This window comes from Pseudomonas sp. RA_15y_Pfl1_P11 (assembly GCF_963970975.1).
Taxonomy (GTDB): domain Bacteria; phylum Pseudomonadota; class Gammaproteobacteria; order Pseudomonadales; family Pseudomonadaceae; genus Aquipseudomonas; species Aquipseudomonas tritici.
Genome location: NZ_CAXAOY010000023.1, coordinates 40710 through 63551, shown reverse-complemented (window position 1 = coordinate 63551; position 22842 = coordinate 40710). Strand labels below are relative to the sequence as shown.

General features: G+C 60.4%; 20 protein-coding genes and 1 pseudogene. 10 read left to right on the top strand and 11 right to left on the bottom strand.

Going from position 1 to position 22842, the window contains the following annotated elements; translation table 11 throughout:
• The first annotated feature begins 52 nt into the window (after positions 1 to 52).
• Both AACY44_RS24225 and AACY44_RS24220 read left to right on the top strand, forming a co-directional pair.
• Complete coding sequence (locus AACY44_RS24225; RefSeq protein ID WP_339420692.1) at positions 53 to 349, top strand: DUF1244 domain-containing protein; 297 nt, start codon at positions 53 to 55, stop codon at positions 347 to 349.
• Positions 342 to 680, top strand: a complete 339-nt coding sequence (locus AACY44_RS24220) for a HopJ type III effector protein (protein WP_339435950.1) — start codon at positions 342 to 344, stop codon at positions 678 to 680. The genes AACY44_RS24225 and AACY44_RS24220 overlap by 8 nt, the downstream gene beginning before the upstream one ends.
• Positions 681 to 865: 185 nt before the next feature.
• On the opposite strand, the gene trxB is transcribed toward AACY44_RS24220, so the two are convergent.
• Positions 866 to 1828 (bottom strand): thioredoxin-disulfide reductase, encoded by a 963-nt coding sequence (gene trxB / locus AACY44_RS24215; RefSeq protein WP_003176041.1) that lies wholly within the window; start codon positions 1826 to 1828, stop codon positions 866 to 868.
• A gap of 283 nt (positions 1829 to 2111) precedes the next feature.
• Here trxB and cysZ point away from each other — a divergent pair, with 283 nt between their 5' ends.
• Entirely contained in the window at positions 2112 to 2879 is a 768-nt protein-coding gene (gene cysZ, locus AACY44_RS24210) for a sulfate transporter CysZ (protein WP_339420550.1), read from the top strand.
• A gap of 54 nt (positions 2880 to 2933) precedes the next feature.
• Complete coding sequence (locus AACY44_RS24205) at positions 2934 to 4136, top strand: glycosyltransferase family 4 protein (protein WP_339436059.1); 1203 nt, start codon at positions 2934 to 2936, stop codon at positions 4134 to 4136.
• Here the strand turns inward: AACY44_RS24205 and AACY44_RS24200 are convergent.
• From AACY44_RS24200 to rplU, 7 genes are all read right to left on the bottom strand, one after another.
• The gene (locus AACY44_RS24200) at positions 4105 to 5208 is read right to left on the bottom strand and encodes an NADH:flavin oxidoreductase (RefSeq protein WP_339531215.1); all 1104 of its coding nucleotides are present in this window, start codon (positions 5206 to 5208) and stop codon (positions 4105 to 4107) included. The two genes, AACY44_RS24205 and AACY44_RS24200, sit on opposite strands and share 32 nt — an antisense overlap.
• Positions 5209 to 5401: 193 nt before the next feature.
• Positions 5402 to 5884: a glutathione peroxidase gene (locus AACY44_RS24195; RefSeq protein WP_339531213.1), complete on the bottom strand. Its 483-nt coding sequence runs from the start codon at positions 5882 to 5884 to the stop codon at positions 5402 to 5404.
• Between the two features lie 101 nt (positions 5885 to 5985).
• Positions 5986 to 6450, bottom strand: a complete 465-nt coding sequence (locus AACY44_RS24190) for a CreA family protein (protein ID WP_065874460.1) — start codon at positions 6448 to 6450, stop codon at positions 5986 to 5988.
• A 15-nt stretch (positions 6451 to 6465) separates the two neighbouring features.
• On the bottom strand, positions 6466 to 7584 hold the full coding sequence (proB, locus tag AACY44_RS24185; protein WP_339456633.1) for a glutamate 5-kinase: 1119 nt from the start codon (positions 7582 to 7584) through the stop codon (positions 6466 to 6468).
• A gap of 111 nt (positions 7585 to 7695) precedes the next feature.
• Positions 7696 to 8919: an Obg family GTPase CgtA gene (gene cgtA / locus AACY44_RS24180; RefSeq protein ID WP_339435948.1), complete on the bottom strand. Its 1224-nt coding sequence runs from the start codon at positions 8917 to 8919 to the stop codon at positions 7696 to 7698.
• A 193-nt stretch (positions 8920 to 9112) separates the two neighbouring features.
• Positions 9113 to 9370, bottom strand: coding sequence for a 50S ribosomal protein L27 (rpmA, locus tag AACY44_RS24175; protein WP_003176049.1), 258 nt, complete (start codon positions 9368 to 9370; stop codon positions 9113 to 9115).
• Positions 9371 to 9404: 34 nt separating this feature from the next.
• Positions 9405 to 9719 (bottom strand): 50S ribosomal protein L21, encoded by a 315-nt coding sequence (gene rplU / locus AACY44_RS24170; protein WP_003176051.1) that lies wholly within the window; start codon positions 9717 to 9719, stop codon positions 9405 to 9407.
• 239 nt (positions 9720 to 9958) lie between these two features.
• Here rplU and AACY44_RS24165 point away from each other — a divergent pair, with 239 nt between their 5' ends.
• The 3 genes from AACY44_RS24165 to AACY44_RS24155 all read left to right on the top strand — a co-directional run bounded on the left by AACY44_RS24165 (position 9959) and on the right by AACY44_RS24155 (position 11855).
• Positions 9959 to 10927, top strand: a complete 969-nt coding sequence (locus tag AACY44_RS24165; RefSeq protein ID WP_339420545.1) for a polyprenyl synthetase family protein — start codon at positions 9959 to 9961, stop codon at positions 10925 to 10927.
• 167 nt (positions 10928 to 11094) lie between these two features.
• The gene (locus tag AACY44_RS24160; protein WP_339420544.1) at positions 11095 to 11436 is read left to right on the top strand and encodes a zinc ribbon domain-containing protein YjdM; all 342 of its coding nucleotides are present in this window, start codon (positions 11095 to 11097) and stop codon (positions 11434 to 11436) included.
• 161 nt (positions 11437 to 11597) lie between these two features.
• Positions 11598 to 11855 (top strand): PA4570 family protein, encoded by a 258-nt coding sequence (locus AACY44_RS24155; RefSeq protein ID WP_003194088.1) that lies wholly within the window; start codon positions 11598 to 11600, stop codon positions 11853 to 11855.
• A gap of 154 nt (positions 11856 to 12009) precedes the next feature.
• Here the strand turns inward: AACY44_RS24155 and AACY44_RS24150 are convergent, their stop codons facing one another.
• Positions 12010 to 12627, bottom strand: a complete 618-nt coding sequence (locus tag AACY44_RS24150; RefSeq protein WP_003176055.1) for an FKBP-type peptidyl-prolyl cis-trans isomerase — start codon at positions 12625 to 12627, stop codon at positions 12010 to 12012.
• Positions 12628 to 12831: 204 nt separating this feature from the next.
• On the opposite strand from AACY44_RS24150, the gene AACY44_RS24145 reads away from it, so the two are divergent.
• From AACY44_RS24145 to AACY44_RS27855, 3 genes and pseudogenes are all read left to right on the top strand, one after another.
• Positions 12832 to 18501, top strand: a complete 5670-nt coding sequence (locus tag AACY44_RS24145) for a membrane-targeted effector domain-containing toxin (protein WP_339531211.1) — start codon at positions 12832 to 12834, stop codon at positions 18499 to 18501.
• 165 nt (positions 18502 to 18666) lie between these two features.
• Positions 18667 to 19731, top strand: a pseudogene (locus tag AACY44_RS27860) (methyl-accepting chemotaxis protein); the annotation flags it as partial.
• Positions 19723 to 20586 carry a methyl-accepting chemotaxis protein gene (locus AACY44_RS27855; protein ID WP_370467837.1) on the top strand — a complete coding sequence of 288 codons (864 nt, stop codon included), beginning with the start codon at positions 19723 to 19725 and terminating at the stop codon, positions 20584 to 20586. The pseudogene AACY44_RS27860 and the gene AACY44_RS27855, both read left to right, overlap by 9 nt.
• Positions 20587 to 20905: 319 nt before the next feature.
• On the opposite strand, the gene AACY44_RS24135 is transcribed toward AACY44_RS27855, so the two are convergent.
• Together AACY44_RS24135 and AACY44_RS24130 are read right to left on the bottom strand one after the other, a co-directional pair.
• Complete coding sequence (locus AACY44_RS24135; RefSeq protein WP_339420541.1) at positions 20906 to 21274, bottom strand: glyoxalase superfamily protein; 369 nt, start codon at positions 21272 to 21274, stop codon at positions 20906 to 20908.
• 100 nt (positions 21275 to 21374) lie between these two features.
• Positions 21375 to 22841, bottom strand: a complete 1467-nt coding sequence (locus tag AACY44_RS24130; protein WP_339420540.1) for an N-acyl-D-amino-acid deacylase family protein — start codon at positions 22839 to 22841, stop codon at positions 21375 to 21377.
• Position 22842 lies beyond the last annotated feature (1 nt).

Here is a 22842-nt window from a genome sequence, read left to right as displayed (position 1 = left end):
CCAACTTGCAGCTTGAAGCTTACCCGCCGATAGCTGTCTCGAAGAGACCACCATGAACGATCAACAACGCCTCGAACTCGAAGCCGCCGCCTTTCGCCGGCTGGTAGCCCACCTGGACAGCCGCAAGGATGTGCAGAACATCGACCTGATGAACCTCTCGGGCTTCTGCCGCAACTGCTTGTCCAAGTGGTACAAGGCCGAGGCTGACGAGCGTCAGATCGAGCTGAGCCTCGATGACGCCCGTGAGGTGGTGTACGGCATGCCATACGCCGAGTGGAAAGCCACCTACCAGAAAGAAGCCAGCGCCGACCAACAGGCAGCGTTCGCGAAAGGAAAGACCCATGACTGATTTGAACACCCTGCGCGTTAGCCTCAACAGTGGCGAACATGTGTTTGCCGATACCTTGGCGTTTGTTGCTGCTGGTTACGACTACCAGCCGCAGGCCTTCACCAACGGCCATGTAGAAAATGCGGCCGGGCAGAATGAGGGTTCGTGCAAGACACTGGGTTTGGCCCTGCTGGAAAGTCTGAGCGATCAGGAAGCGCTGCTGGCTTTTGGCGAGCATTACCGTTCGGTGGTGGCGACGCCTGAGGGCAGCGACCACGGCAACATCCGCGCACTGATCGCGCATGGCCTGGCCGGCGTGAAGTTCACCGCACACCCCCTGACACGCCGCTGATTCAATCTAGAAACCCGTTCACTGTGGGAGCCGGGCTTGCCCGCGATGGCGATGGTGACTGATACGCCGCTATCGCAGGCAAGCCAGCTCCCACAAGGACTGGGTTAACACTTCATGACCTGGGTGTTAGTTGAATCGCGGACATAAAAAACCGGCCTCACAGCCGGTTTTTTAGTTCAACGGGGTCAGAACGAAGCGTTCTGCAGGCCGTCCAGGTAACGCTCGGCATCCAGTGCCGCCATGCAACCGGCGCCGGCCGAGGTGATGGCCTGGCGGTAAACGTGGTCGGCTACGTCACCGGCAGCGAAGATACCTTCGATGTTGGTGGCGGTGGCGTTGCCTTCACGGCCGCCCTGCACCACCAGGTAACCGTCTTTGGCTTCCAGCACGCCTTCGAACAGCGAGGTGTTCGGGGTGTGGCCGATGGCGATGAACACGCCGTCGACTTTCAGTTCGTCAAAGCTGCCGTCATTGTTTTTCAGACGGGCGCCGGTCACGCCCATGTTGTCGCCCAGGACTTCGTCCAGGGTGGCGTTGAGCTTGAGGATAATCTTACCTTCAGCGACACGGGCGTGCAGCTTGTCGATCAGGATCTTCTCGGCGCGGAAGGTCTCGCGGCGGTGAACCAGGGTCACGGTGCTGGCGATGTTCGCCAGGTACAGCGCCTCTTCCACGGCCGTGTTGCCGCCGCCGACCACGGCGACCGGTTTGTTGCGATAGAAGAAACCATCGCAGGTCGCGCAGGCGGATACGCCCTTGCCCATGAACGCTTCTTCCGATGGCAGGCCCAGGTAGCGGGCGCTGGCACCAGTGGCGATGATCAGCGCGTCACAGGTGTATACGCCGCTGTCGCCGGTCAGGCTGTAAGGCTTTTTCGAGAAGTCGACTTTGTTGATGTGATCAAACACGATTTCGGTTTCAAAGCGCTCGGCGTGTTCTTTCATACGCTCCATCAGCACCGGGCCGGTGAGGCCATGGACGTCGCCCGGCCAGTTGTCGACTTCGGTGGTGGTGGTCAACTGACCACCCGCCTGCATGCCGGTGATCAGCAGCGGCTTGAGGTTGGCCCGGGCAGCGTAGACAGCAGCGCTATAACCGGCAGGGCCGGAACCGAGAATAATCACTCGCGAATGACGGGTATCAGACATGACTCACTCCTATCGACCGCCCGGACTACAAGGCGGCTGGAATAAAAAAGGGACCACGAAGCACTTGGGGAAGGCTTGAACTCGCAGACCCTGAAAAATAATGGGTGCAGCGTATCGAGGGGGGCAAGATTAAGGAAATACGGAATAACAATCCAGCTCATAGGTGGTCTCTATGCAGTCGGCTTGGTCCATCGACACGTTTGTTACCGCTGATGTCGCCGCTTTCGCCTAAGGTGCAAAGTCGGTAAGGTCGGCGCGTTCGCCCCTTTGCTCGGAGTTCTCCATGCCCGCCCCTGCTCTTTCCGGCCCGCAATACCTGCGTGAAGGCCTCAAACTGGTGTTGAGCCCTGGCCTGCGCCTGTTTGTTTTGCTACCGCTGGCGATCAACCTGGTGCTGTTCGTCGGCTTGATCTATTTCGCCGGTCATCAATTCAGTTTGTGGGTCGACCATTTGATGCCGACGCTGCCGAGCTGGCTGAGTTTTCTGAATTACCTCATCTGGCCTCTGTTTGTGGTGCTAGTGGTGCTGATGGTGTTTTTCACCTTCACCATGCTGGCCAACATCATCGCCGCGCCCTTTAACGGCTTTCTCTCGGAGAAGGTCGAAGTGGTGGTACGTGGCACGGACGATTTTCCGGCCTTCAGCTGGGGCGAGTTGGTCGCCATGGTCCCGCGCACGCTGGCCCGGGAAATGCGCAAGCTGGGCTACTTCCTGCCACGGGCCATCGGCTTGTTTATCCTGTCGTTCATTCCGGTGGTCAACCTGATCGCCGCGCCACTATGGCTGTTGTTTGGCGTGTGGATGATGGCGATCCAGTACATCGACTACCCGGCAGACAACCACAAGCTGGGCTGGAACGAGATGCTCGCCTGGCTGCGCCAGAAACGTTGGCAGAGCATGAGTTTCGGCGGCATCGTCTACCTGGTGCTGCTGGTGCCAGTGGTCAACCTGCTGATGATGCCGGCGGCAGTCGCCGGGGCCACGTTGTTCTGGGTGCGAGAGCAAGGTGCCGAAGCGATGGCGCAGCCGAAAAAAGTGACCCAGTCATAAATCCATCATGCCGATGACACAATGACGACATGGCCCACGGCGACACTGTGGGTCATGATGACAGCCTCGCTTCACATCACTCTGATTACCGAAACCTTCCCGCCAGAGATCAACGGGGTGGCCAATACCCTTGGCCGCTTGTGCGAGGGTTTGCGGGCGCGCGGCCATCAAGTCGAGCTGGTGCGCCCGCGCCAGGGCGTCGACCAGAGCCGCCCCAGCGACGATGAGTTGCTGCTGTGCCGTGGCTGGCCGCTACCCGGGTACCCGGGCCTGCAATGGGGACAGTCGTCGATGCACAAATTGCTGCGACGCTGGACCCGTCAGCGTCCGGACGTGCTGTACATCGCCACCGAAGGGCCATTGGGTCTCTCTGCCCTGCGCGCCGCGCGGCGCCTGGGGATCAGCGTGGTCAGTGGCTTTCATACCAATTTCCAGCAGTACTCGAACCAATACGGCTTGAGCATGCTGAGCCGAATGGTCACTCACTACCTACGCTGGTTTCATAACCGTTCGACCTTGACCCTGGTGCCCAGCGCCAGCCAGCGCCTGGAGTTGGAGCGCAGGCATTTCGAGCGTCTGGGAATGTTGTCACGCGGGGTGGACAGCCAGTTGTTCCACCCGGCCAGACGCGACAACGCGCTGCGGGAAAGCTGGGCATTGAACAGTGAGCAAACTGCCGTGCTCTACGTAGGCAGACTTGCGCAGGAGAAGAACCTGGGATTGCTCAAACGTTGCTTTGAGACGTTGCAGGACACTTATCCCCAGCGTCAGATGAAGCTGATCATCGTCGGCGATGGCCCGCAACGGGCGATGATGGAAAAGGAACTGCCGGAAGCGATTTTTTGCGGCACCTTGCGAGGCGAGGAACTGGCGCGGCATTACGCGTCAGGCGATGTGTTCCTGTTCCCCAGCCTGACCGAAACCTTCGGCAACGTGGTGTTGGAGGCGATGGCCTCGGGCTTGGGTGTGGTGGCCTACGATCAGGCGGCTGCGACCCAGCATATTCGCCATGGCTACAACGGTGTGCTGGCGATGCCGGGAGATGAGAATGCGTTTTGTGAGGCCGCTAACTGGTTACTGGAGGACGCAGAAAGCTTGCGCCGCATGCGCCTGAATGCCCGTCAGCATGCGAGCCGCCAGGGTTGGCCGGCGATTATCGAACAGTTTGAGCGCCAACTGCGCGGGGTATGCAAGGACGGGCCCCCAGTGCCCGCCCTGTCGCCGCTTACACCAGGGTCGTCAACGCCTCACGACTGAATGGCAGGATATCGCTCTCCCGGCCTTCGCGCACTTTCACGGCCCAATCCGGATCAACCAGCAGTGCGCGGCCCACGGCGACCAGGTCGAACTCGTCGTTGTTCAGGCGCTCCAGCAGTTTCTCAAGACTGGCCGGTTGCGCGACCTTGTCGGTGTTGACCATGAACTGCAGGAACTCGCCATCCAGGCCCACGCTGCCCACGGTAATGGTCGGCTTACCGGTGAGCTTGCGGGTCCAACCGGCCAGGTTGAGGTTGGAGCCTTCAAACTCCGGTTCCCAGAAGCGACGGGTGGAGCAGTGGAAAATGTCCACACCGGCGTCAGACAACGGCTTGAGGAACTCGCCCAACGCTTCCGGGGTTTGCACCAGGCGAGCGGTGTAGTCCTGCTGTTTCCACTGGGAGAAACGGAAGATGATCGGAAAGTCCGGGCCAACTGCGGCGCGGGTGGCCTCGATCAGCTCGATCGCAAAGCGCGAACGGTTGGCCAGACTGCCACCGTATTCGTCGGTGCGCTGGTTGCTGCCTTCCCAGAAGAACTGGTCCACCAGGTAGCCGTGGGCGCCGTGGATCTCTACACCGTCCATGCCGATGCTCTGGGCATCCCTGGCGGCCTGGGCGAAAGCGTTGATCACTTCTTTGATGTCCTGAGTGGTCATGCCGTGGACGACCACGTTGCCATCCTTGAGTTTTTCCATCGGGCCATAGGCTGGCACGCTGGCATCTGGCTCGGTGCCGATACGACGCACGCTGCCTACGTGCCACAATTGCGGAACGATCTTGCCACCTTCAGCGTGCACCGCGTCGACTACCTTCTTCCAGCCAGCCAGGGCGGCTTCACCGTAGAAATGCGGGACATTGGGGTAGCCGTTTGAGGCTTGATGGCCGACCACCGTACCTTCGGTGATGATCAGGCCCACGCCTGCGGCGGCGCGGCGACGGTAGTACTCGATGACGTTGGAATTAGGGACGCCACCCGGGGAGAACGAGCGGGTCATCGGCGCCATGACCACGCGCGTCGACAGTTGCAATGCACCGAGCTGGAACGGTTTGAACAAGGCTTGGACAGGCATGGGAGCACTCCACGGGAGACTTAGTTTATGACGCAGATAATATGGGGAGTGCGCAGCGCTGAGTAGCACTATTGATCCGAGTGATTAAGGGGTATGAAAGCAGTCAGTAGCTACACGCTTGAAGCTGCAAGAAGAGCGCTGGCGCTTATTCTTGCGGCTTCAACTTGAGACTTGAAGCTACACCGGAAGGGGTTCAGCTCAGGGCTTTTTCGATGGCCTGGACGATCGTCGGATCATCCGGCGCTGTACGCGGCGAAAAGCGCGCGAGCACCCGGCCGTCTTTACCCAGCAGGAATTTTTCGAAATTCCACGTGATATCCCCGGGGAACTCGGCGCCCTCACCTGCCAGCAAGCGGTACAGTTGATGCCGATCAGGGCCGTTGACCTCGAGCTTGCTGCCCAGCGGGAACGTTACCCCGTAGTTGAGGCTGCAGAACGCCTGGATCTCTTCCTCAGTACCCGGCTCCTGGCCGGCAAACTGATTGCACGGCAAGCCAAGTACGGTAAAACCCTGGTCCTTGTACTGCTGGTAGAGTTTTTCCAACGCGGCGTATTGCGGGGTCAAACCACATTTGGAGGCCACGTTGACCACCAACACCACTTGCCCCTTTAAGGGCGCAAGCGGCAGCTCGTGTCCGTCCAACGCTTTGAGTTTCAGGTCGTGGAAAGCACTCATGACGAACTCCAGATATCCCATATTCTTCGCATTGCGGCGCTTCGAGATTACAGCCCGCAAGCCTGCAATCATAGACGCCGATTGCAAAACTCGCCTACGGGTTACTGAGCGGTCGGCCAGGGCAAAATCGGAATCGCCGTCACGGCGTTCTGCGGGCTGCCTTCGATCAGTCGGTCGCTGTACACCAGGTACACCAGGGTATTGCGCTTCTTGTCGAGGAAACGCACCACCTGCATGGTCTTGAACACCAGCGAGGTGCGCTCCTTGAACACTTCGTCGCCATCCTTGAGCTCGCCCTTGAAACGGATCGGCCCTACCTGACGGCAGGCGATCGAGGCTTCGGCGCGGTCTTCAGCCAGGCCCAGGCCGCCTTTGACGCCGCCGGTCTTGGCGCGCGACAGGTAGCACGTCACGCCGTCGACCTTGGGGTCATCAAACGCTTCGACCACGATCCGGTCGTTGGGACCGACAAACTTGAACACCGTCGACACCTGGCCGACTTCCTCGGCGGACGCCAGCAGCGGCATGGCCAACAGCAGGCCGAGCATTCCCTTCATTAAACGCATCGTGTATTCCTTTGGTTAGACCAGGATCAGGTTGTCGCGGTGCACCAGTTCAGGTTCCGCCATGTAACCCAATAGTCCGACAATCGCATCAGAGGATTGTCCAATGATTTTCTGCGCTTCAAGGGCGCTGTAGTTGGCCAGGCCACGGGCAATTTCACGACCGTCCGGCGCAACGCAGACCACCATCTCGCCACGGCGGAAGCTGCCCTGCACCAATTTGACGCCCACCGGCAGCAGGCTCTTGTTGCCTTGGGACAACGCTGATACGGCCCCCTCGTCCAGCACCAGCGTGCCTCGGGTTTGCAGGTGACCGGCCAGCCACTGTTTGCGCGCCGCCAGCATGCCGCGTTCCGGCGACAACAGGGTGCCGATGCGCTCACCGGCCTTGAGGCGGTCCAGCACGCGCTCCAGGCGCCCGCCGACGATGATGGTGTGCGCGCCGGAACGTGCGGCCAGGCGTGCGGCACGCAGTTTGGTCTGCATGCCGCCACGGCCCAGGGCGCCGCCGACACTGCCGGCCACGGCGTCCAGCGCCGGGTCATCGGCGCGCGCTTCGTAGATAAGCTGGGCGTCAGGGTTATTGCGCGGGTCGGCGTCGAACATGCCGTCGCGGTCGGTAAGAATGACCAGCAGGTCGGCTTCCACCAGGTTGGCTACCAGGGCGGCCAGGGTGTCGTTGTCGCCGAAGCGGATTTCGTCGGTGACCACCGTGTCGTTTTCGTTGATGACCGGGATGACCTTGAGCTCCACCAGCGCACGCAGGGTGCTGCGGGCGTTGAGGTAGCGCTTGCGGTCGGACAGGTCGTCGTGGGTCAGCAGGATCTGCGCCGTGTGGCGACCGTACTCGGCAAAGCTGGACTCCCAGGCTTGCACCAGACCCATCTGGCCGATGGCGGCGGCGGCTTGCAGCTCGTGCATCGCGCTGGGTCGCGCGGTCCAGCCGAGGCGGCTCATCCCGGCAGCAACGGCCCCGGACGACACCAGCACCAACTCGACGCCTGCTTCATGCAAGGCCACCATCTGCTCGACCCAGACGCTCATGGCTGCGCGATCCAGACCTTTGCCATCCGCCGTCAGCAGCGCACTTCCGATCTTTACGACCCAGCGCTGCGCACCTGTCACTTTGCTCCGCATCATCTTCAACCCTAGAGTGATGGCTGCGCGACCCAGCGCCGCCCATAACGTTATACCCAGATACTAAAACGCCGCTCTAAAAGGAGCGGCGTTCAAGTTTATCGCAACAGATCAGTCGCGCACGTAAATGATTTCCGGACCGTCGTCATCATCCACGTCTTCTTCGTCCCAATCATCGTCGCCGATGTCATGGACCGACTTCACGCCGCTGCGGCGCAGGGCACGCTGGTCGTCCAGGGCTTGCAACTGGGCACGGGCTTCGTCTTCGATCTGCTGATCGAGTTCAGCCAGTTCGGCCTTGAACACCGGGTCGGCCGCAAGGCGGTCGGCACGGTCTTCGAGGTAGCGCATGATGTCGCGGGTCAGGCGCTCGGTGCCTTCTTTGGCGATAGCCGAGATCACGTAGACCGGGCCAGTCCATTCCAGGCGGTCAACGATTTCCTTGACGCGCTCTTCGTGCTCTTCTTCGAGGATCTGGTCGCACTTGTTCAGCACCAACCAGCGATCACGCTCGGCCAGGGCCGGGCTGAACTTGGTCAGTTCGCTGACGATCACTTCGGCGGCGTCCGGTGCACTGGTGTCATCCAGCGGCGCCATGTCGACGAGGTGCAGCAGCAAACGGGTACGCGACAAGTGCTTGAGGAAGCGAATCCCCAGGCCAGCACCGTCGGAAGCACCTTCGATCAGGCCAGGAATGTCGGCGACCACGAAGCTTTTCCAACGGTCGACACTGACCACGCCCAGGTTAGGTACCAGGGTGGTGAACGGGTAGTCGGCGACCTTCGGCTTGGCGGCCGATACTGAGCGAATGAAGGTACTTTTACCGGCATTTGGCAGGCCCAACAGACCTACGTCGGCGAGGACTTTCATTTCCAGTTTTAGGTCACGCTGCTCGCCCGGCTTGCCTGGCGTGGTCTGGCGTGGCGCGCGGTTGGTACTGGACTTGAATCGGGTGTTACCCAGACCGTGCCAGCCGCCCTGCACAACCATCAGCTTCTGGCCGGCCTTGGTCAGGTCGCCAATCACTTCCTGGGTGGCCGAGTCGATGATCGTGGTGCCAACCGGTACGCGCAGTACCAGGTCTTCGCCTTTTTTACCGGTGCAGTCGGTGCTGCCGCCGTTGGAGCCACGCTCGGCATCAAAGTGCCGGGTGTAACGGTAGTCGACCAGGGTGTTGAGGTTTTCGTCGGCCATCATGTAGATGGAACCGCCGTCACCGCCATCACCGCCGTTAGGGCCACCGTTTTCGATGAATTTTTCGCGACGGAAACTCATGCAACCGTTACCGCCGTCGCCTGCTTTTACTCGGATAGAAACTTCATCAACGAACTTCATAACAAAACGCCTCTCGCCGCACGGACGAGCTTAAGAAACCAAGACATAAGACTCTTGCAAAAATGAGCGCAGCGACCTCAATCAACGACCGCACATCCCGCGCCTGAGCCCATTACAAACAGCTTTGCAAGAGACTCACCCCACAAACGAAAAAGCCCCGTCGCGAGACAGGGCTTTTCCAGCGATCTCGCAGTTAAGCTGCGACAACGCTCACGTAACGGCGGTTGAACGCGCCTTTTACTTCAAACTTGATCACGCCTTCGATTTTAGCGAAGAGGGTGTGATCTTTACCCATGCCAACACCGTAACCGGCGTGGAATTGGGTGCCGCGCTGACGCACGATGATGTTGCCCGGAATGATTTTCTGGCCGCCATACATCTTAACGCCAAGGCGTTTGGCTTCTGAGTCGCGACCGTTACGGGTACTACCACCAGCTTTTTTGTGTGCCATGAGTCAATTCTCCTAGTGAGGAATTAGGCTGAAATTAAGCCTGAATACCGGTGATTTTGATCTCGGTGTACCACTGGCGGTGGCCCATACGTTTCATGTGGTGCTTACGACGACGGAACTTGATGATGCGGACTTTATCGTGACGACCTTGGGAGATCACTTCAGCCACAACGGTAGCGCCAGCAACAACTGGAGCGCCGATGTTCACGTCATCGCCATTGGCGACCAACAGAACGCGATCAAAAGTAACGGATTCGCCGGTAGCGATTTCCAGTTTTTCGATCTTCAGGTATTCACCTGGGGCGACTTTGTATTGCTTGCCACCAGTAACAATTACTGCGTACGACATGGTATTTCTCCGATAATCCTGCTCACCCAGCGCTTTATAAGAAGAGGTATTGGCTGGCATGGCTGCATGGGATGGACGTCCCGAATGCAATTGCGTAAGGCAGGTGCTGCCCAGGAAGTTCAGGGTGCGCGATTGTACGCAAGGCTTTGACGCGTTGCAAGTGGCCGTCTATCGCGCCTTGACACCCGGGGGCCTGGGTCCTAGCATGCCGCGCAACCCTTCTGGAGCGACTGTCGCTGATGCAACCCCAAGCTTTCTACCGCGCGGTCGCGGACGATTTTAGCGCCGTCGACGGCATCATCAAGAAGCAGCTGACTTCTAAAGTGCCGCTGGTCTCCAAAATTGGCGACTATATTACGTCGGCGGGCGGTAAACGCCTGCGTCCTTTATTAGTGTTGCTGTGCGGCAAGGCCCTGGGTCGCGAAGGCGATGACCTGCGCCTGCTGGCGGCCACTATCGAGTTCCTGCACACCGCCACCCTGCTGCATGACGACGTGGTCGACATGTCCGGCATGCGCCGTGGCCGCGAGACCGCCAATGCCATGTGGGGCAATGCGCCTAGCGTACTGGTGGGCGACTTCCTGTACTCGCGCTCGTTTGAAATGATGGTTGAACTTGGCTCGATGCCGGTGATGAAAATTCTTTCACAGGCCACGCGCATCATCGCCGAGGGCGAAGTGCTGCAACTGTCGAAGGTCCGGGACGCCAGCACCACCGAAGAAACCTACATGGAAGTGATTCGCGGCAAAACCGCGATGCTCTTCGAAGCCTCCACACACAGCGCCGCTGCACTGTGTGGCGCGACGGCCGAACAGTCCGAAGCCCTGCGCACGTTTGGCGACCACCTGGGCGTAGCCTTCCAACTGGTGGACGACCTGCTCGACTACCTTGGCGACGCAGAGACCTTGGGCAAGAACGTCGGCGACGACCTGGCCGAAGGCAAGCCGACCTTGCCGCTGATCTACACCATGCGCGAAGGCACGCCGGAACAGGCCGCCTTGGTGCGCAAGGCGATCCAGAAAGGCGGGATCGAAGACCTGGAGGCCATCCGTGCCGCCGTCGAGGCGTCAGGCTCGCTGGCGTACACCGCGCAGTTGGCGCGTGATTATGTCGCCCGTGCGATCAAGTGCCTGGACGCCCTGCCGGCCAGTGAATACCGGGACGCCCTGGTTGAGCTGAGTGAGTTTGCGGTCGCACGTACGCACTGATACTGCCCGGTTTCATGTGGGAGCTGGCTTGCCAGCGATGACTTTAGTGAGTTCACTGCCGCTATCGCAGGCAAGCCAGCTCCCACAGAGTTCTGCGGCGCCCCAACCTTGCGATAAACCCTATATAATGTGCGACTTTTAGCCATCCTGACTTTTAAGGAGCTTTAGTGAGCACGTTGCCACCCTGCCCGAAATGCAACTCCGAATACACCTACGAAGACGGCACCCAGCTGATCTGCCCGGAATGCGCCCATGAGTGGTCCGCCAATGGCGAGGCCGAAGCGGCCAGCGACGAAACCGTGAAGAAAGACTCCGTCGGCAATGTGCTGCAGGACGGCGACACCATCACCGTGATCAAGGACCTCAAGGTCAAGGGCACCTCCCTAGTGGTCAAGGTCGGCACCAAGGTCAAGAACATCCGCCTGTGCGACGGCGACCACGATATCGATTGCAAGATCGACGGTATCGGCCCGATGAAGCTCAAGTCCGAGTTCGTGCGCAAAGTCTGAATATGCTACCTCCATCCCGCGCCCGCCGCGGGATGGCGTTTCGCCCTCTACGTTGAGCCTACGCAATATCCACACAGAAAAAACCAGAAACCGCCAATAGTCACTTGCTATTCTACGAATAAGAATTATTCTCATTGAAACCCATCAAGGAGATGCGACCCATGACTTATTTGATAGATGCCTGGCTGGACCGCCCACACCCTTACCTGCGGATCCTGCATCGGGAAACCGGCGAAGTCTGTGCGGTACTGGAAGAAGAAGCCCTGAATGAACTGCAGGATCAGGGTGACCTGGACGTCAACGGGCTGAGTTCAAGTGAACCTGGCGTGTTGAAGGAAGTGGTGCGCAATCTGTTTCTGTTCTGCTATGCCCGAGCGTTGCGCCCGGCCACGGAGCTCAATGGCAAGTTTCATCCATGAGCGACACTACAAGCCATGAATGCACCGGCCTGATGTGGGAGTCGGCGGTTCGACTTGCCCACGATGCAGACGACTCGGTCAACCTTGCTACCGAGGTGATGCTATCGCAGGCAAGCCAGCTCCCACATCAAGCTGGCGTCAATGCTACCCAGTCTTACAGAACGTCGAGCAGTTCGACGTCGAACACCAGAACGCTGTGCGGCGGGATGCTGCCAACGCCTTGAGCGCCGTAAGCCAGTTCGCTCGGCACATACAGACGCCATTTACTGCCGGCATTCATCAATTGCAGGGCTTCGGTCCAACCGGCGATCACGCCGCCAACCGGGAATTCTGCAGGCTGGCCGCGCTCATAGGAGCTGTCGAACACAGTGCCGTCGATCAGGGTGCCGTGGTAGTGAGTACGCACTTGGTCTTCACGGGTTGGCTTGGCGCCATCACCTGCGGTCAGCACTTCGAATTGCAGGCCGGAAGCCAGGGTGGTGATGCCATCACGCTTGGCGTTTTCAGCCAGGAACGCCAGGCCGGCGCCCGCTGCGGCTTCAGCCTTGGCAGCCGCTTCGGCTTGCATGATTTCGCGGATCACTTTGAAGCTGGCGGCCATCTGCTCTTGGTCCACACGGCTTGGCTTGCCGGCGAAGGCGTCGGTCAGGCCGGCCAGGATCGCGTCAAGGCTCACGCCCGGCGGCGGGTTGTCGCGCAGTTGGTCACCCAACTGACGGCCAATACCGTAGCTGACGCGGGTTTCGTCGGTGGACAGATTAACTTCGGACATGAAGAGGCTCCGCTGTAGGAAGACACCGAAAAAGCTGCATGAGCGCTGCGCTTCCCGTGCCATCCAGAACTAAAAGGGCCAGCAGACTAGCACAGAAAACCTGCCCCTGATGAGCCCCACCCCTGCCCCTAGCTATCTACCGCTGCGCCGCCCGGGCGTTACCTCATGCTGAGGATTCATTCCATCATCATGGGGACTGTGCCGATGAGCACCCAGACCGAACCCACCCTCGAGCAGCTCGAGACCCAACTGCTCGAGATCGACCCGACACTGCGCGGCCAGACGCTGCGCCCCGTCCAATTGCCGCACACGCTCCAAGCGCTGGAAAAAGTGAACGCCACGCTCAAGCAAGCCAACGCGGCTTTCTTCACCCAGGCCCGCGCGCTCTACAAAGGCCTTGCCGAAGACGACACCTCGCTCGCGCGCTTGAAAACCAATCTAGACCAGCAACTGCAAACCCTGGATGAAACCAGCCGCGTGGAAGGCCAGGGCCGCAAGGCCTACATGATCTATACCGCCGGCAGCACCGCGCTGGAACAGGAAGCGAGCCTCAACGCCAAGGATTACCTGCTCACACCGTCCGACCAGCGCATGGTGGAAGACTGCTCCCGCGGCCCGGCGTTTCGTCCAGGCATGTATGCCCTGACGTTCACCTATCAGGAACAGACCGTGGCCTTTGCCGGCGCCTTCGTGCTCACGCGCCAGGCCAGCCCCGTGGTGAACGACTTGACCTGCGGCGAGCCGGTCGGTCCGGTACTGCTATTCACGCCATCCCGTGGCCTGGAACCCTTCGACTCGTTGCACGACCTCGACCAGGGCCTGCTGACAATCATGGCAACCGCCACCGACCGGGACGCGCTCACTCGCCACCTGCCTGTGGCTTATCAACACGTGCACAGCGCCGGTATCTGGCCCCTGGAACTGCAACCGATCACCGGCCAGCCGCTGTTCGAATTCAGCTACCAGGCGCTGCTGAACAAACGCAGCCTCGACATCGAAGCCGCCCTGGCGAACCAAACGCCTGCCACGCGGGGTCCATTGCTGGACGCCGCCATTCAGGCGGCGCTGCCCGACCTCAGCGAACGCCTTGAATTTCGCGCCCAACGCCTGTTGGAACAAGCCCTCTACAACCGTTTGCCCGCCTGGTACCGCAATGCCGCAGCGACTGACCAACACGCGTTAATCGCGAAACTGGCGAACTACAATCAGGCTCGCCAGTCATTCCTCGACCTGTTCGGCCCTGCCGCCACACCACAGGCCCTGGCGCACTACCAACTGGTAGAGCGGCTGGCAGACGACATGGATATCCACGACCTCGATCCGCACCAACTGCACATCACCACCCAGCGCAAGGTCTCCCTCGTCGGCGACTATGCACAACGCCATGACCTGGTGGCGTTGGCATTGGCAGGCCTGCACACCGACGACGGGTTGCCTGGCTCCGACTTCCTGCATCGCAGCCAACTCACCTACGCCGACGCGCCGTTGCAGGGTGATCATGCCCAACTGACTCCGCAAGCTTTGTCCCTCCTGTTACAACACCTGCATCCGCGCCTGGACTTCGCCGCCGAGCAAAAAAGCATGCTCGGTACGCCTGAAATCAAACAGGCGACTAGGGCGCTGCTCGATCAACGCCTGCTCACGCTGGCGACCCTCGCCAGGCTCCAGGGCCATCTGGACACGGCCGACTACCGGCGCTTCGAACAACTGCGCGCCAATCTTCATCCGCACCTGCGGGCGCAACCGGTGCTGGTACATGGCGCGCAACTCAAGGACCTGTGGCTACTGCGCGACGAAGCTGCCAGCGGCCAGGTCAAGCGCCTGCTGCTATGCACTCCCGAAGCCCCGCGCGCTCGGCAGTTCATGGCCTTCGACAGCCTGCGGGAATGCCAGACCCACATCATCGGCTGGGCGGATGAAGCGTCCGGGGCGATGCGTGACTATGTGATCCAGCAAGTCCCCGTGCGCTTTCGTCCCAAGATGACGACCTTTATGAACAACCTGAGCTTTAAGCCAGGGGACGACGAGTATCAGGAAGTCACCTTCGGCCCGGCGTGTAACCATGCCGACTGCCTGGACGCGATGGTCGCCCATTGGCTCGAATCCCAGGCGCTGGACGATTACCAACACAGCAGCCCACCCTGGTATCGAGCAGCGTCGGCAGCCAACCGAATCAAACTCACCAGCCTGGCCGAGGATACCCAGGGCGCACAGCGCACCTACGATGCCCGGCCGGATTCGGAGGCGCGTCTGCCGACCTTTGAGGCGTATGTGCATGAGCACGCCAAAGCCAGCCTCAATCGGCTGTTGGGGCGTCAGCAGAATGATGTCGATCCAGACACGGTTTTCGTCTACTCGCCCAAGCCGTTGCTGGGGCCGAAAACCGAAATGCCCTACACCCAGTTGTACCGCGACGGTTACGAAGACGGCGTGGGGTTCCTCGACGAAAAGTTCTCCGCCAGCGCCACTTTCCGCGGCCCCGCTGGCGTGGACCTGAGCCGGCTGACCGCGCAGAACGTGGCTCGCTCAGTGACCGGGGTGTGGATCGGCCAGCGCTACACCGAGCGGGTCCGCCTGCAACTGCAAACCGAAAGCCCAGGGTATGACGACCGGCGCAACGCCATCCTGAAGATCAACCAATTGCAGATGAAAAGCGCCGCCCTCGAGTCCCGCCTCCAAGGCCACATCGCCAGTGCCGACCTGGCCTGGCTGGAGCGAGGCATCGATGGCCTGGGCGACAAGGCCGTCAGCCAACGCAACAGCTACCGCGTGTACCGTTTGTTCATCGACGGTGAATGGGCGATCGGCAACTACCTGCTCAGTCACGCCGACAACCCCACGCTGCTCTATACCCCGAATGCTCCGGATGGCATCAGTTTTCGCGAGGCCAGGCTGTTCAACTATCTGCTCAAGCAGGTCGACGGCATGCCGGCCTACTTCTGTGGACGCGTGCCGACACAGTCCCGATCGCGGGTCAGCGGATTTCTGGAGAGCGTGCGCAAAGGCCTGCCCAGTGATATCAACCGCACTACGCCAAGCCCGGCCCGCTATGACGCGATCGCCCACGCGGCCCCCCTGGCCGATCTGCGCCATGAGTTCTACAACATGGCGCTGCAACGCAAGATCGATGAGGTCAACGCCACCACCGTCAACCGCATGCAGAAAATCACCGGCATTCTCTGGACCTGCGTGGAATGGCTCACCGCCGTCGCCACGATCCCATTCCCGCCCCTGAGCCTGAGCCTGGGCGGCCTACTGGCATTCAAGGACGCCATGCTGGCGCTCAACGCCTATCAGCAGCGCGATAAAGCCCTGGCGCTGCAGCACTTTCTCGGTTACTTGCTTAACAGCGGCGGTGCCTTGCTGTTTGATTACCGCCAGGTTCTGAAGGGGACGTTCAATTTGCTGTCGCCCCTGCGTCCGTTGATTCCCGCCAGCAAGCAGGCCCTGAAAATCGCTGCACTCAAGCCACTCAAAAGCACCGTGCCACCCGGCCTGCAACCCGTGCTGTTTGATGGCCAGTCACTGTGGGCCGCGCAACAATCCGATGCGCTGGGCCGGCATCTGCTCTATCGCCTTGACGCGCGAACGGGCGACTATCGTTCAACGGCACGCCTGGTCAATCAGGACGCCAGCGGCAACTGGACGCGTTCCGGCCTGACGGGAGGTGGTAAGACGAAATACGAAAAGCTGGCGGAGGGCGTCGATAACCCCTTGGCCCCGTATGAGATTGCTCCCGATCAGAGCAAGAATTTCAGGGCTGTACTGGCGCCCGACTTCCTTAAGGAGCAGAGCGATTGGGGCGCCGGCCTGGCCGATGCGTCCCGCACACAGGCCAGCGCAGCGCTGGCCCCGCTCAGAGAAACGTACCCCGCGCAGGTATTACGCCTGACTGAAGATGCCAACCAGTTCTTCCAGACCCCAGGACCGCGTCCTGCCCGGACCGCCGCGCCGGCACTGGCCCCCGACGCCTCCCACGCGGGCATTTTGCAAACCCTGTTCGCGCCCACCAAACGCTTGATCATCGGGGCCCAACACAACGCCATCGCCAGCAAGCAATTGCTCATCGAGCACATGCCGGCGCTGGCCAAGCAAGGCTTGAAGCGCCTGTATCTCGAAAACCTGCCGGCGGATATTTTGCGCAGCAAACTGCAGGTGCTGAACAAGCAGGCCAAGGGCGATATCGCACGCGCACTGAAGCAGGTGGAAGACCACCTGGCCGAGGTCGACAGCGCGCTCGGACTGCACCGCGACGCCCCCTTCACTTACCGCAAACTGATGCTTGCCGCCCACCGGCACACTATCGCGGTGGAGGCGTTGGATGGCTCTGCCTCCTACCATCTGGAACACGTACTCGCGTTGGGGGACGGCGAGCGTTTTATCCCTCGCGCCAGCACCTTGAGAAACTTCTATTCCCACAAAATCCTGGAACGCGATGCCGCAGACGGTTGGATCGCTTTGGTCGAACAAAATCGCCTAGGCACCTATGATCAGATACCGGGCCTGGCCGACCTGCAAAATGCGCTGGCCTTACGGGTCGAGGAGGTACCGCCAGGCGGGGTGAACGGTATCTGGCCCGACGTCAGCGGTGCCGCCCAATCCCGAGGGGATTACAGGCTCGCCATGACGACAGCCCCCCGTGTGCTGCCATCACCCGGCTCGTCACGGGTTGTGCAGGCGGCGGCGGTGTCATCGCATTTCGACACGTTCGACCTCCCTGCGACACTTCACGAGGACATCACGCAACTGGCCAGCGAGCACCGCGGCCTCGACACGCGCTACGCCTCGCAGCACCGGTCGAAGACGCAACAGGCCGCTATCCAGAGCTTTATCGATCAGCGAGAACAGCTTCATCGGCAAGCCAGCCGTTTCGTTGCCGATTACACCTTCACGAAACGCCCGTCATTGACGCTTCTGGCCACGGCAACCACAGAAGTGGCGTTTCTGGAGCGCCTTTATCAGTCAAGGCTCGGGCTGGTGATTGGCGAAGTGCATTCGGCCGTATCACCTAAGCAGTTTCTAATCAAACACATGAAATGGCTGAAAAAACAGGGGGTCCGGACCCTCTATGTGGAACACCTGCTGACGGACTTGCATCAGGCACAGTTGGACGCTTTCCACAGCGGTTTGAAAATGCCCGAGCGCTTGCAACGTTATGTAAAGCGGCAAGACCTCGGCCATATGTGGAACTACAGCGGGCCCCATACCTACATCGGTGTGCTGAGCGCGGCCAATAAATACGGGATCCGCGTGCGAGCGCTTGATTGCACCGCCAGCTACCACACCAAGGGCATCGGCGGCGCCAACGTTCGGCCTACGCTGTTCAGCTATTTCGCCAACGAAGTGATCAAGGCCGACCAGGCGGCGCAAGGTGCGCATAAATGGGTGGCGCTGATGGGCACGGCCCACACCGACACCCATTACCTGGTACCGGGGATTGCGCAATTGCAGAACGCCGTCAGCCTGCATATTCACGATGTAGCCCCAAGCCTCGCAAAGCCGTTGCACGTCGGCGCCTGGGAAACGGCTGACGATGCCGGCGGAATAGCCTTGCGCAGCGACTTCAAACTGACCGTCGGCGTGCCGGGCCGAGCGCTCCCGGCGCCCGTAGCACTACCTGATCGGAGCAAACTCAAGCAGGCCGGTGAGTTCCTGATTGAGCGGCGTTCGTCGACTGAAATCAACCTGGTGCATCGTTCCAGAAACGATGAAATCGTGACCACCGCCATTCAAATCGACGAGCGCGGACGCTACTTCATCAATCGATGGGACCGACTCAACGAACAGCGCTTCCTGCACCTGTCGCAATTGATCGAGGCGCTCAAGAGCCATCCGCCCCTGGGCATTGGGCCGGGCCTGCGACCGGTGACCTGACTCACACCTGAAGGCCCCGCCCATTGCCAGGGTGGGACCGTTTGGTCATTCGGGCAACAAAAGTATTTCAGGTTCACGCATTGCCGCCGATACAGGCCTACATAACTCAGCTGGCCCCAACAACAACACCGTCCAGCACACCGAAATCATTCTTGCGGAGTATCGATGAACAGCTGGTTCGGCAACATCAGCGTCAACCTCAAACTCGGCCTGGGCTTTGGCCTGGTGCTGGTTCTCACCTCAATCCTGGCGCTCACCGGCTGGACCAGCCTGGGCGGCTTGATCGACCGCAGCAACTGGATGAGCGACATCACCCAGCTCAACGCCTCCCTGACCAAACTGCGAATCGTGCGCCTGCAGTACATGCTCGCCAACGGCGACGAAGCCGTGGCGCAGAACGTACAGACGAGCCTGGATACCTTCGCTGCCCAGCAGCAGAAACTGCTGGACAGCTTCAAGAGCCCGGCAAACCTCAAGCTGCTCAACGAGCAGAAATCCATCATCACCGCTTACCAGCAATCGCTGAACAAAATGCGCGAGGCTTACCGTAACGGCAACGCCTCGCGCCAGGTAATGGGCGACAAGGCTGATATCGCCAATGCTCAGATCGACGCGCTGGAAGCCAGCGTTAAACAGATGCCCGACAGTTCGGAGTACCTTGCACAATTCCAGGCAGTGACCGACGCGAAGATGCAATTCCAATTGGCCCGCTACGAAGTGCGTGGCTACACCGCCAACGTCAGTCCGGAGACCGAAGCCCGCGCCGCAGCGCAAATCGAGAATGCCATTGCAGGCTTGAAAGGCCTGAACACTGCCTTTGGCACCCGCCAGCAAAGCGCGTTGACCGCATTGGAAACAGCCTTGGGTGCCTATCGCAGCGCCGTGCAGAACTACAAGGCCGCCAACGCCAACATCGTATCCGCCCGTGCCGAGATGACCACCCAGGGCGCCGACATCGTCACGATCAGCGACAAGCTGTACGAGATCCAGCTGACCCGTCGCGACGCCGAAAGCACCCAGGCGCGCAGCCTGCAGTTGATCAGCACACTGCTGGCGCTGCTGGTGGGCGTTATCGCCGCATGGGTCATCACTCGCCAGATCACTCGCCCCATCCAGGACACCCTGGCCGTGGTGGAACGCATTGCCTCCGGCGACCTGAGCCACACCATCCAAGTGACCCGCCGCGATGAACTGGGTGTGCTGCAACAAGGCATCCAGCGCATGGGCACCACCCTGCGCGAGTTGATCAGTGGTATTCGCGACGGCGTAACCCAGATCGCCAGCGCCGCCGAGGAACTGTCGGCCGTGACCGAGCAGACCAGCGCCGGTGTGAACAGCCAGAAGATCGAAACCGATCAGGTCGCTACGGCGATGCACGAAATGACCGCCACCGTGCAGGAAGTTGCGCGCAACGCCGAGCAAGCTTCCCTGGCCGCGGCCGAGGCCGACGGCCAAGCCCGCGCCGGCGACAAAGTGGTCGCCGAGGCCATTGCCCAGATCGAGCGCCTCGCCGCCGAAGTGGCGCGTTCCACCGACGCCATGGCGCACCTGCAACAAGAGAGCAACAAGATTGGCAGCGTGATGGACGTGATCAAGGCCGTGGCCGAACAGACCAACCTGCTGGCCCTCAACGCGGCGATTGAAGCGGCGCGTGCCGGTGAAGCCGGTCGTGGGTTTGCCGTGGTAGCCGATGAAGTGCGCGGCCTGGCCCAGCGCACCCAGAAATCCACTGAAGAAATCGAAGGCCTGGTTGCCGGTTTGCAGAACGGTACTCAGCAAGTCGCCTCAGTGATGAACAACAGCCGCAGCCTCACCGACAGCAGCGTCGAGCTGACACGCAAGGCTGGCGTGTCCCTGGAAAACATCACCCGGACGGTGTCGAACATCCAGTCGATGAACCAGCAGATCGCTGCCGCCGCCGAACAGCAAAGCGCCGTGGCCGAAGAGATCAGCCGCAGCATCGTGAATGTGCGTGATGTCTCGGAGCAGACGGCGACGGCGAGTGATGAGACGGCCAAGTCGAGTGTGGAACTGGCGCGGTTGGGTAGCCAGTTGCAGCAGATGGTCAGCCACTTCCGGGTTTAAGAAACCAAAAAGCCGCCTCGGCCTACACCGAAGCGGCTCCCCTTCTCAGACCTTAACGGTCATCAAAACTGTCCCGCAGGAACTTCCATACGTGATAAGCACGCAGGCAGTTCACTACGAGGTTCCATGTACGTCGTGCAAACTTAAACATACTCGGCCCTCCGTAAGTTGGGCCTTACCTCCAGCGCACTTACCGGAACACGTGAGCCTTAGGATGCGGGTCATAGCTTCCAATGAAGTCGCAACCCCAGCCACTAACTGGGATTGCAATAAAAAACCGCCCTACTAAGGCGGTTTTTTATTGCCTGCGATTTCCCCCTCAGCCCTCGCTCTCCTCGACAAACACCACCCGATTCCCAAACGGATCCTTGATGCTCATCTCGCGCGAGCCCCAAGGCGTGTCCTCAACTTCAGGCTTGGCATACCGGTAATCCTTGCCCGCCAATTGCTGCTGATACGCATCCACTCCCTGCGCCTGAATACGCACTGCCGAGCCCGGCGAGGCGTCGCCATGATGCTCAGTCAAATGCAGCACGCACTCACCCAGCGACACCTGTAGGTACAACGGATAATTCGCCTCGAAACGGTGTTGCCAATCTACCTTGAACCCCAGGAAGTCGACGTAGAATTCCAACGCCTTGGCCTCGTCGAAAATTCGCACTATGGGGGTAACTTTTCCTAAGTGCATGTATCCGCCTCCGTGTCTGAAAACCAAAACTATAGAGGGTTTCCCGTGTTGAATGACAGATCGCAATCGCAGGCAAGCCTGCGATGAACGATAACCCGGTCTATCCACCCGCCACGAATCCACGGCGCAAATCCCCACTGCGCGCCAGGAAGCGCCCTGCGCGCCGGCCATTCGCGCGCCCATTGCTGTAGCTCAACGCGCCGTTGACCCACACACCATCGATGCCTTCCGCCGCCCGCTGCGGTGCTTTGAAATCCGCCACATCGCGCACGCGCAGCGGATCGAACAACACCAGGTCGGCCCAGTGCCCTTCACGGATTTCACCGCGCTCGGCCAAACCAAAACGCGCCGCCGACAAGCCGGTCATTTTGTGCACCGCCGTGTGCAGCGCAAACAACCCGACATCCCGGCTGAAATGCCCCAATACCCGTGGAAACGCCCCCCACAAACGCGGATGTGGAAACGGGTCTTCCGGCAGCCCATCCGACCCGACCATCGACAATGGATGCGCCAGGATCTTGCGCACATCGTCTTCATCCATCCCGTAATACACAGCCCCTGCCGGTTGCAGGCGACGCGCTGCATCCATCAACGAAACGTCCCACTCGGCGGCGATGTCCTGCAAGTCGCGCCCGCCCAACTCCGGGTGCGGTGTCGACCAGGTGATGGTGATCCGAAACGCGTCAGTCACCTGCTTGAGGTCCAGGGTCGAAGAACTCGCCGCATAGGGATAACAATCACACCCCACTGGATGGGTTTTAGCAGCCGCTTCCAGCGATGCCAGCAGCTGCGGGCTACGCCCCCAATTCCCCGCGCCGGCGCATTTGAGGTGGGAAATAATCACCGGCGCCTTGGCATGCCGGCCAATCAAAAACGCCTCGTCCATCGCCTCCAGCACCGGCTCGAATTCACTGCGCAAATGGGTGGTGTACACCGCGCCAAACGCGGTGAGTTCTTCACTCAGTTGCAGCACTTCATCAGTCTCGGCATTGAACGCACTGGCATAGGCCAGGCCTGTGGATAAACCAAGGGCGCCGGCTTCAAGGCTTTCCTGCAACTGCACGCGCATGGCGGTGATTTCATCCAGCGAGGCGCTGCGGTGCAGGTCGTCCATATGGTTGTTGCGTAGCGCCGTATGACCGACCAGTGCGGCAACGTTCACCGCCGGATGCGCCGCGTCCACCGCCGCGCGGTAGTCGGCAAAACGTGGATAAGTGAACGCCTCGCGCGTGCCCAACAAGTTCATCGGGTCCGGCGGATCGCTGCGCAAAACCACCGGCGAGGCGCTGATGCCACAATTGCCGACGATCACCGTGGTCACACCTTGGCTGAGCTTGGGCAGCATTTGCGGATGGCGAATCACCACGGTGTCATCGTGGGTGTGCACGTCGATAAAACCCGGCGCCAGCACGCGCCCCATGGCGTCGATTTCATGCTCGGCCACGGCCGCCGACAAGTCACCGATCGTCTCGATGCGCCCGTCGCGTAACCCTACATCAGCAACGTAGCCGGGCGTATTGCGGCCATCGATGATCAGCGCCTGGCGTATCAACGTGTCGTACTTCATA

What these genes read in the sequence shown, in the direction of transcription:
- AACY44_RS24225 (WP_339420692.1), top strand. Translation starts at nt 53, where the DNA reads ATGAACGATCAACAACGCCTCGAACTCGAAGCCGCCGCCTTTCGCCGG.
- AACY44_RS24220 (WP_339435950.1), top strand. Translation starts at nt 342, where the DNA reads ATGACTGATTTGAACACCCTGCGCGTTAGCCTCAACAGTGGCGAACAT.
- trxB (WP_003176041.1), bottom strand. Translation starts at nt 1,828, where the DNA reads ATGTCTGATACCCGTCATTCGCGAGTGATTATTCTCGGTTCCGGCCCT.
- cysZ (WP_339420550.1), top strand. Translation starts at nt 2,112, where the DNA reads ATGCCCGCCCCTGCTCTTTCCGGCCCGCAATACCTGCGTGAAGGCCTC.
- AACY44_RS24205 (WP_339436059.1), top strand. Translation starts at nt 2,934, where the DNA reads ATGATGACAGCCTCGCTTCACATCACTCTGATTACCGAAACCTTCCCG.
- AACY44_RS24200 (WP_339531215.1), bottom strand. Translation starts at nt 5,208, where the DNA reads ATGCCTGTCCAAGCCTTGTTCAAACCGTTCCAGCTCGGTGCATTGCAA.
- AACY44_RS24195 (WP_339531213.1), bottom strand. Translation starts at nt 5,884, where the DNA reads ATGAGTGCTTTCCACGACCTGAAACTCAAAGCGTTGGACGGACACGAG.
- AACY44_RS24190 (WP_065874460.1), bottom strand. Translation starts at nt 6,450, where the DNA reads ATGCGTTTAATGAAGGGAATGCTCGGCCTGCTGTTGGCCATGCCGCTG.
- proB (WP_339456633.1), bottom strand. Translation starts at nt 7,584, where the DNA reads ATGCGGAGCAAAGTGACAGGTGCGCAGCGCTGGGTCGTAAAGATCGGA.
- cgtA (WP_339435948.1), bottom strand. Translation starts at nt 8,919, where the DNA reads ATGAAGTTCGTTGATGAAGTTTCTATCCGAGTAAAAGCAGGCGACGGC.
- rpmA (WP_003176049.1), bottom strand. Translation starts at nt 9,370, where the DNA reads ATGGCACACAAAAAAGCTGGTGGTAGTACCCGTAACGGTCGCGACTCA.
- rplU (WP_003176051.1), bottom strand. Translation starts at nt 9,719, where the DNA reads ATGTCGTACGCAGTAATTGTTACTGGTGGCAAGCAATACAAAGTCGCC.
- AACY44_RS24165 (WP_339420545.1), top strand. Translation starts at nt 9,959, where the DNA reads ATGCAACCCCAAGCTTTCTACCGCGCGGTCGCGGACGATTTTAGCGCC.
- AACY44_RS24155 (WP_003194088.1), top strand. Translation starts at nt 11,598, where the DNA reads ATGACTTATTTGATAGATGCCTGGCTGGACCGCCCACACCCTTACCTG.
- AACY44_RS24150 (WP_003176055.1), bottom strand. Translation starts at nt 12,627, where the DNA reads ATGTCCGAAGTTAATCTGTCCACCGACGAAACCCGCGTCAGCTACGGT.
- AACY44_RS24145 (WP_339531211.1), top strand. Translation starts at nt 12,832, where the DNA reads ATGAGCACCCAGACCGAACCCACCCTCGAGCAGCTCGAGACCCAACTG.
- AACY44_RS27855 (WP_370467837.1), top strand. Translation starts at nt 19,723, where the DNA reads ATGGGCACCACCCTGCGCGAGTTGATCAGTGGTATTCGCGACGGCGTA.
- AACY44_RS24135 (WP_339420541.1), bottom strand. Translation starts at nt 21,274, where the DNA reads ATGCACTTAGGAAAAGTTACCCCCATAGTGCGAATTTTCGACGAGGCC.
- AACY44_RS24130 (WP_339420540.1), bottom strand. Translation starts at nt 22,841, where the DNA reads ATGAAGTACGACACGTTGATACGCCAGGCGCTGATCATCGATGGCCGC.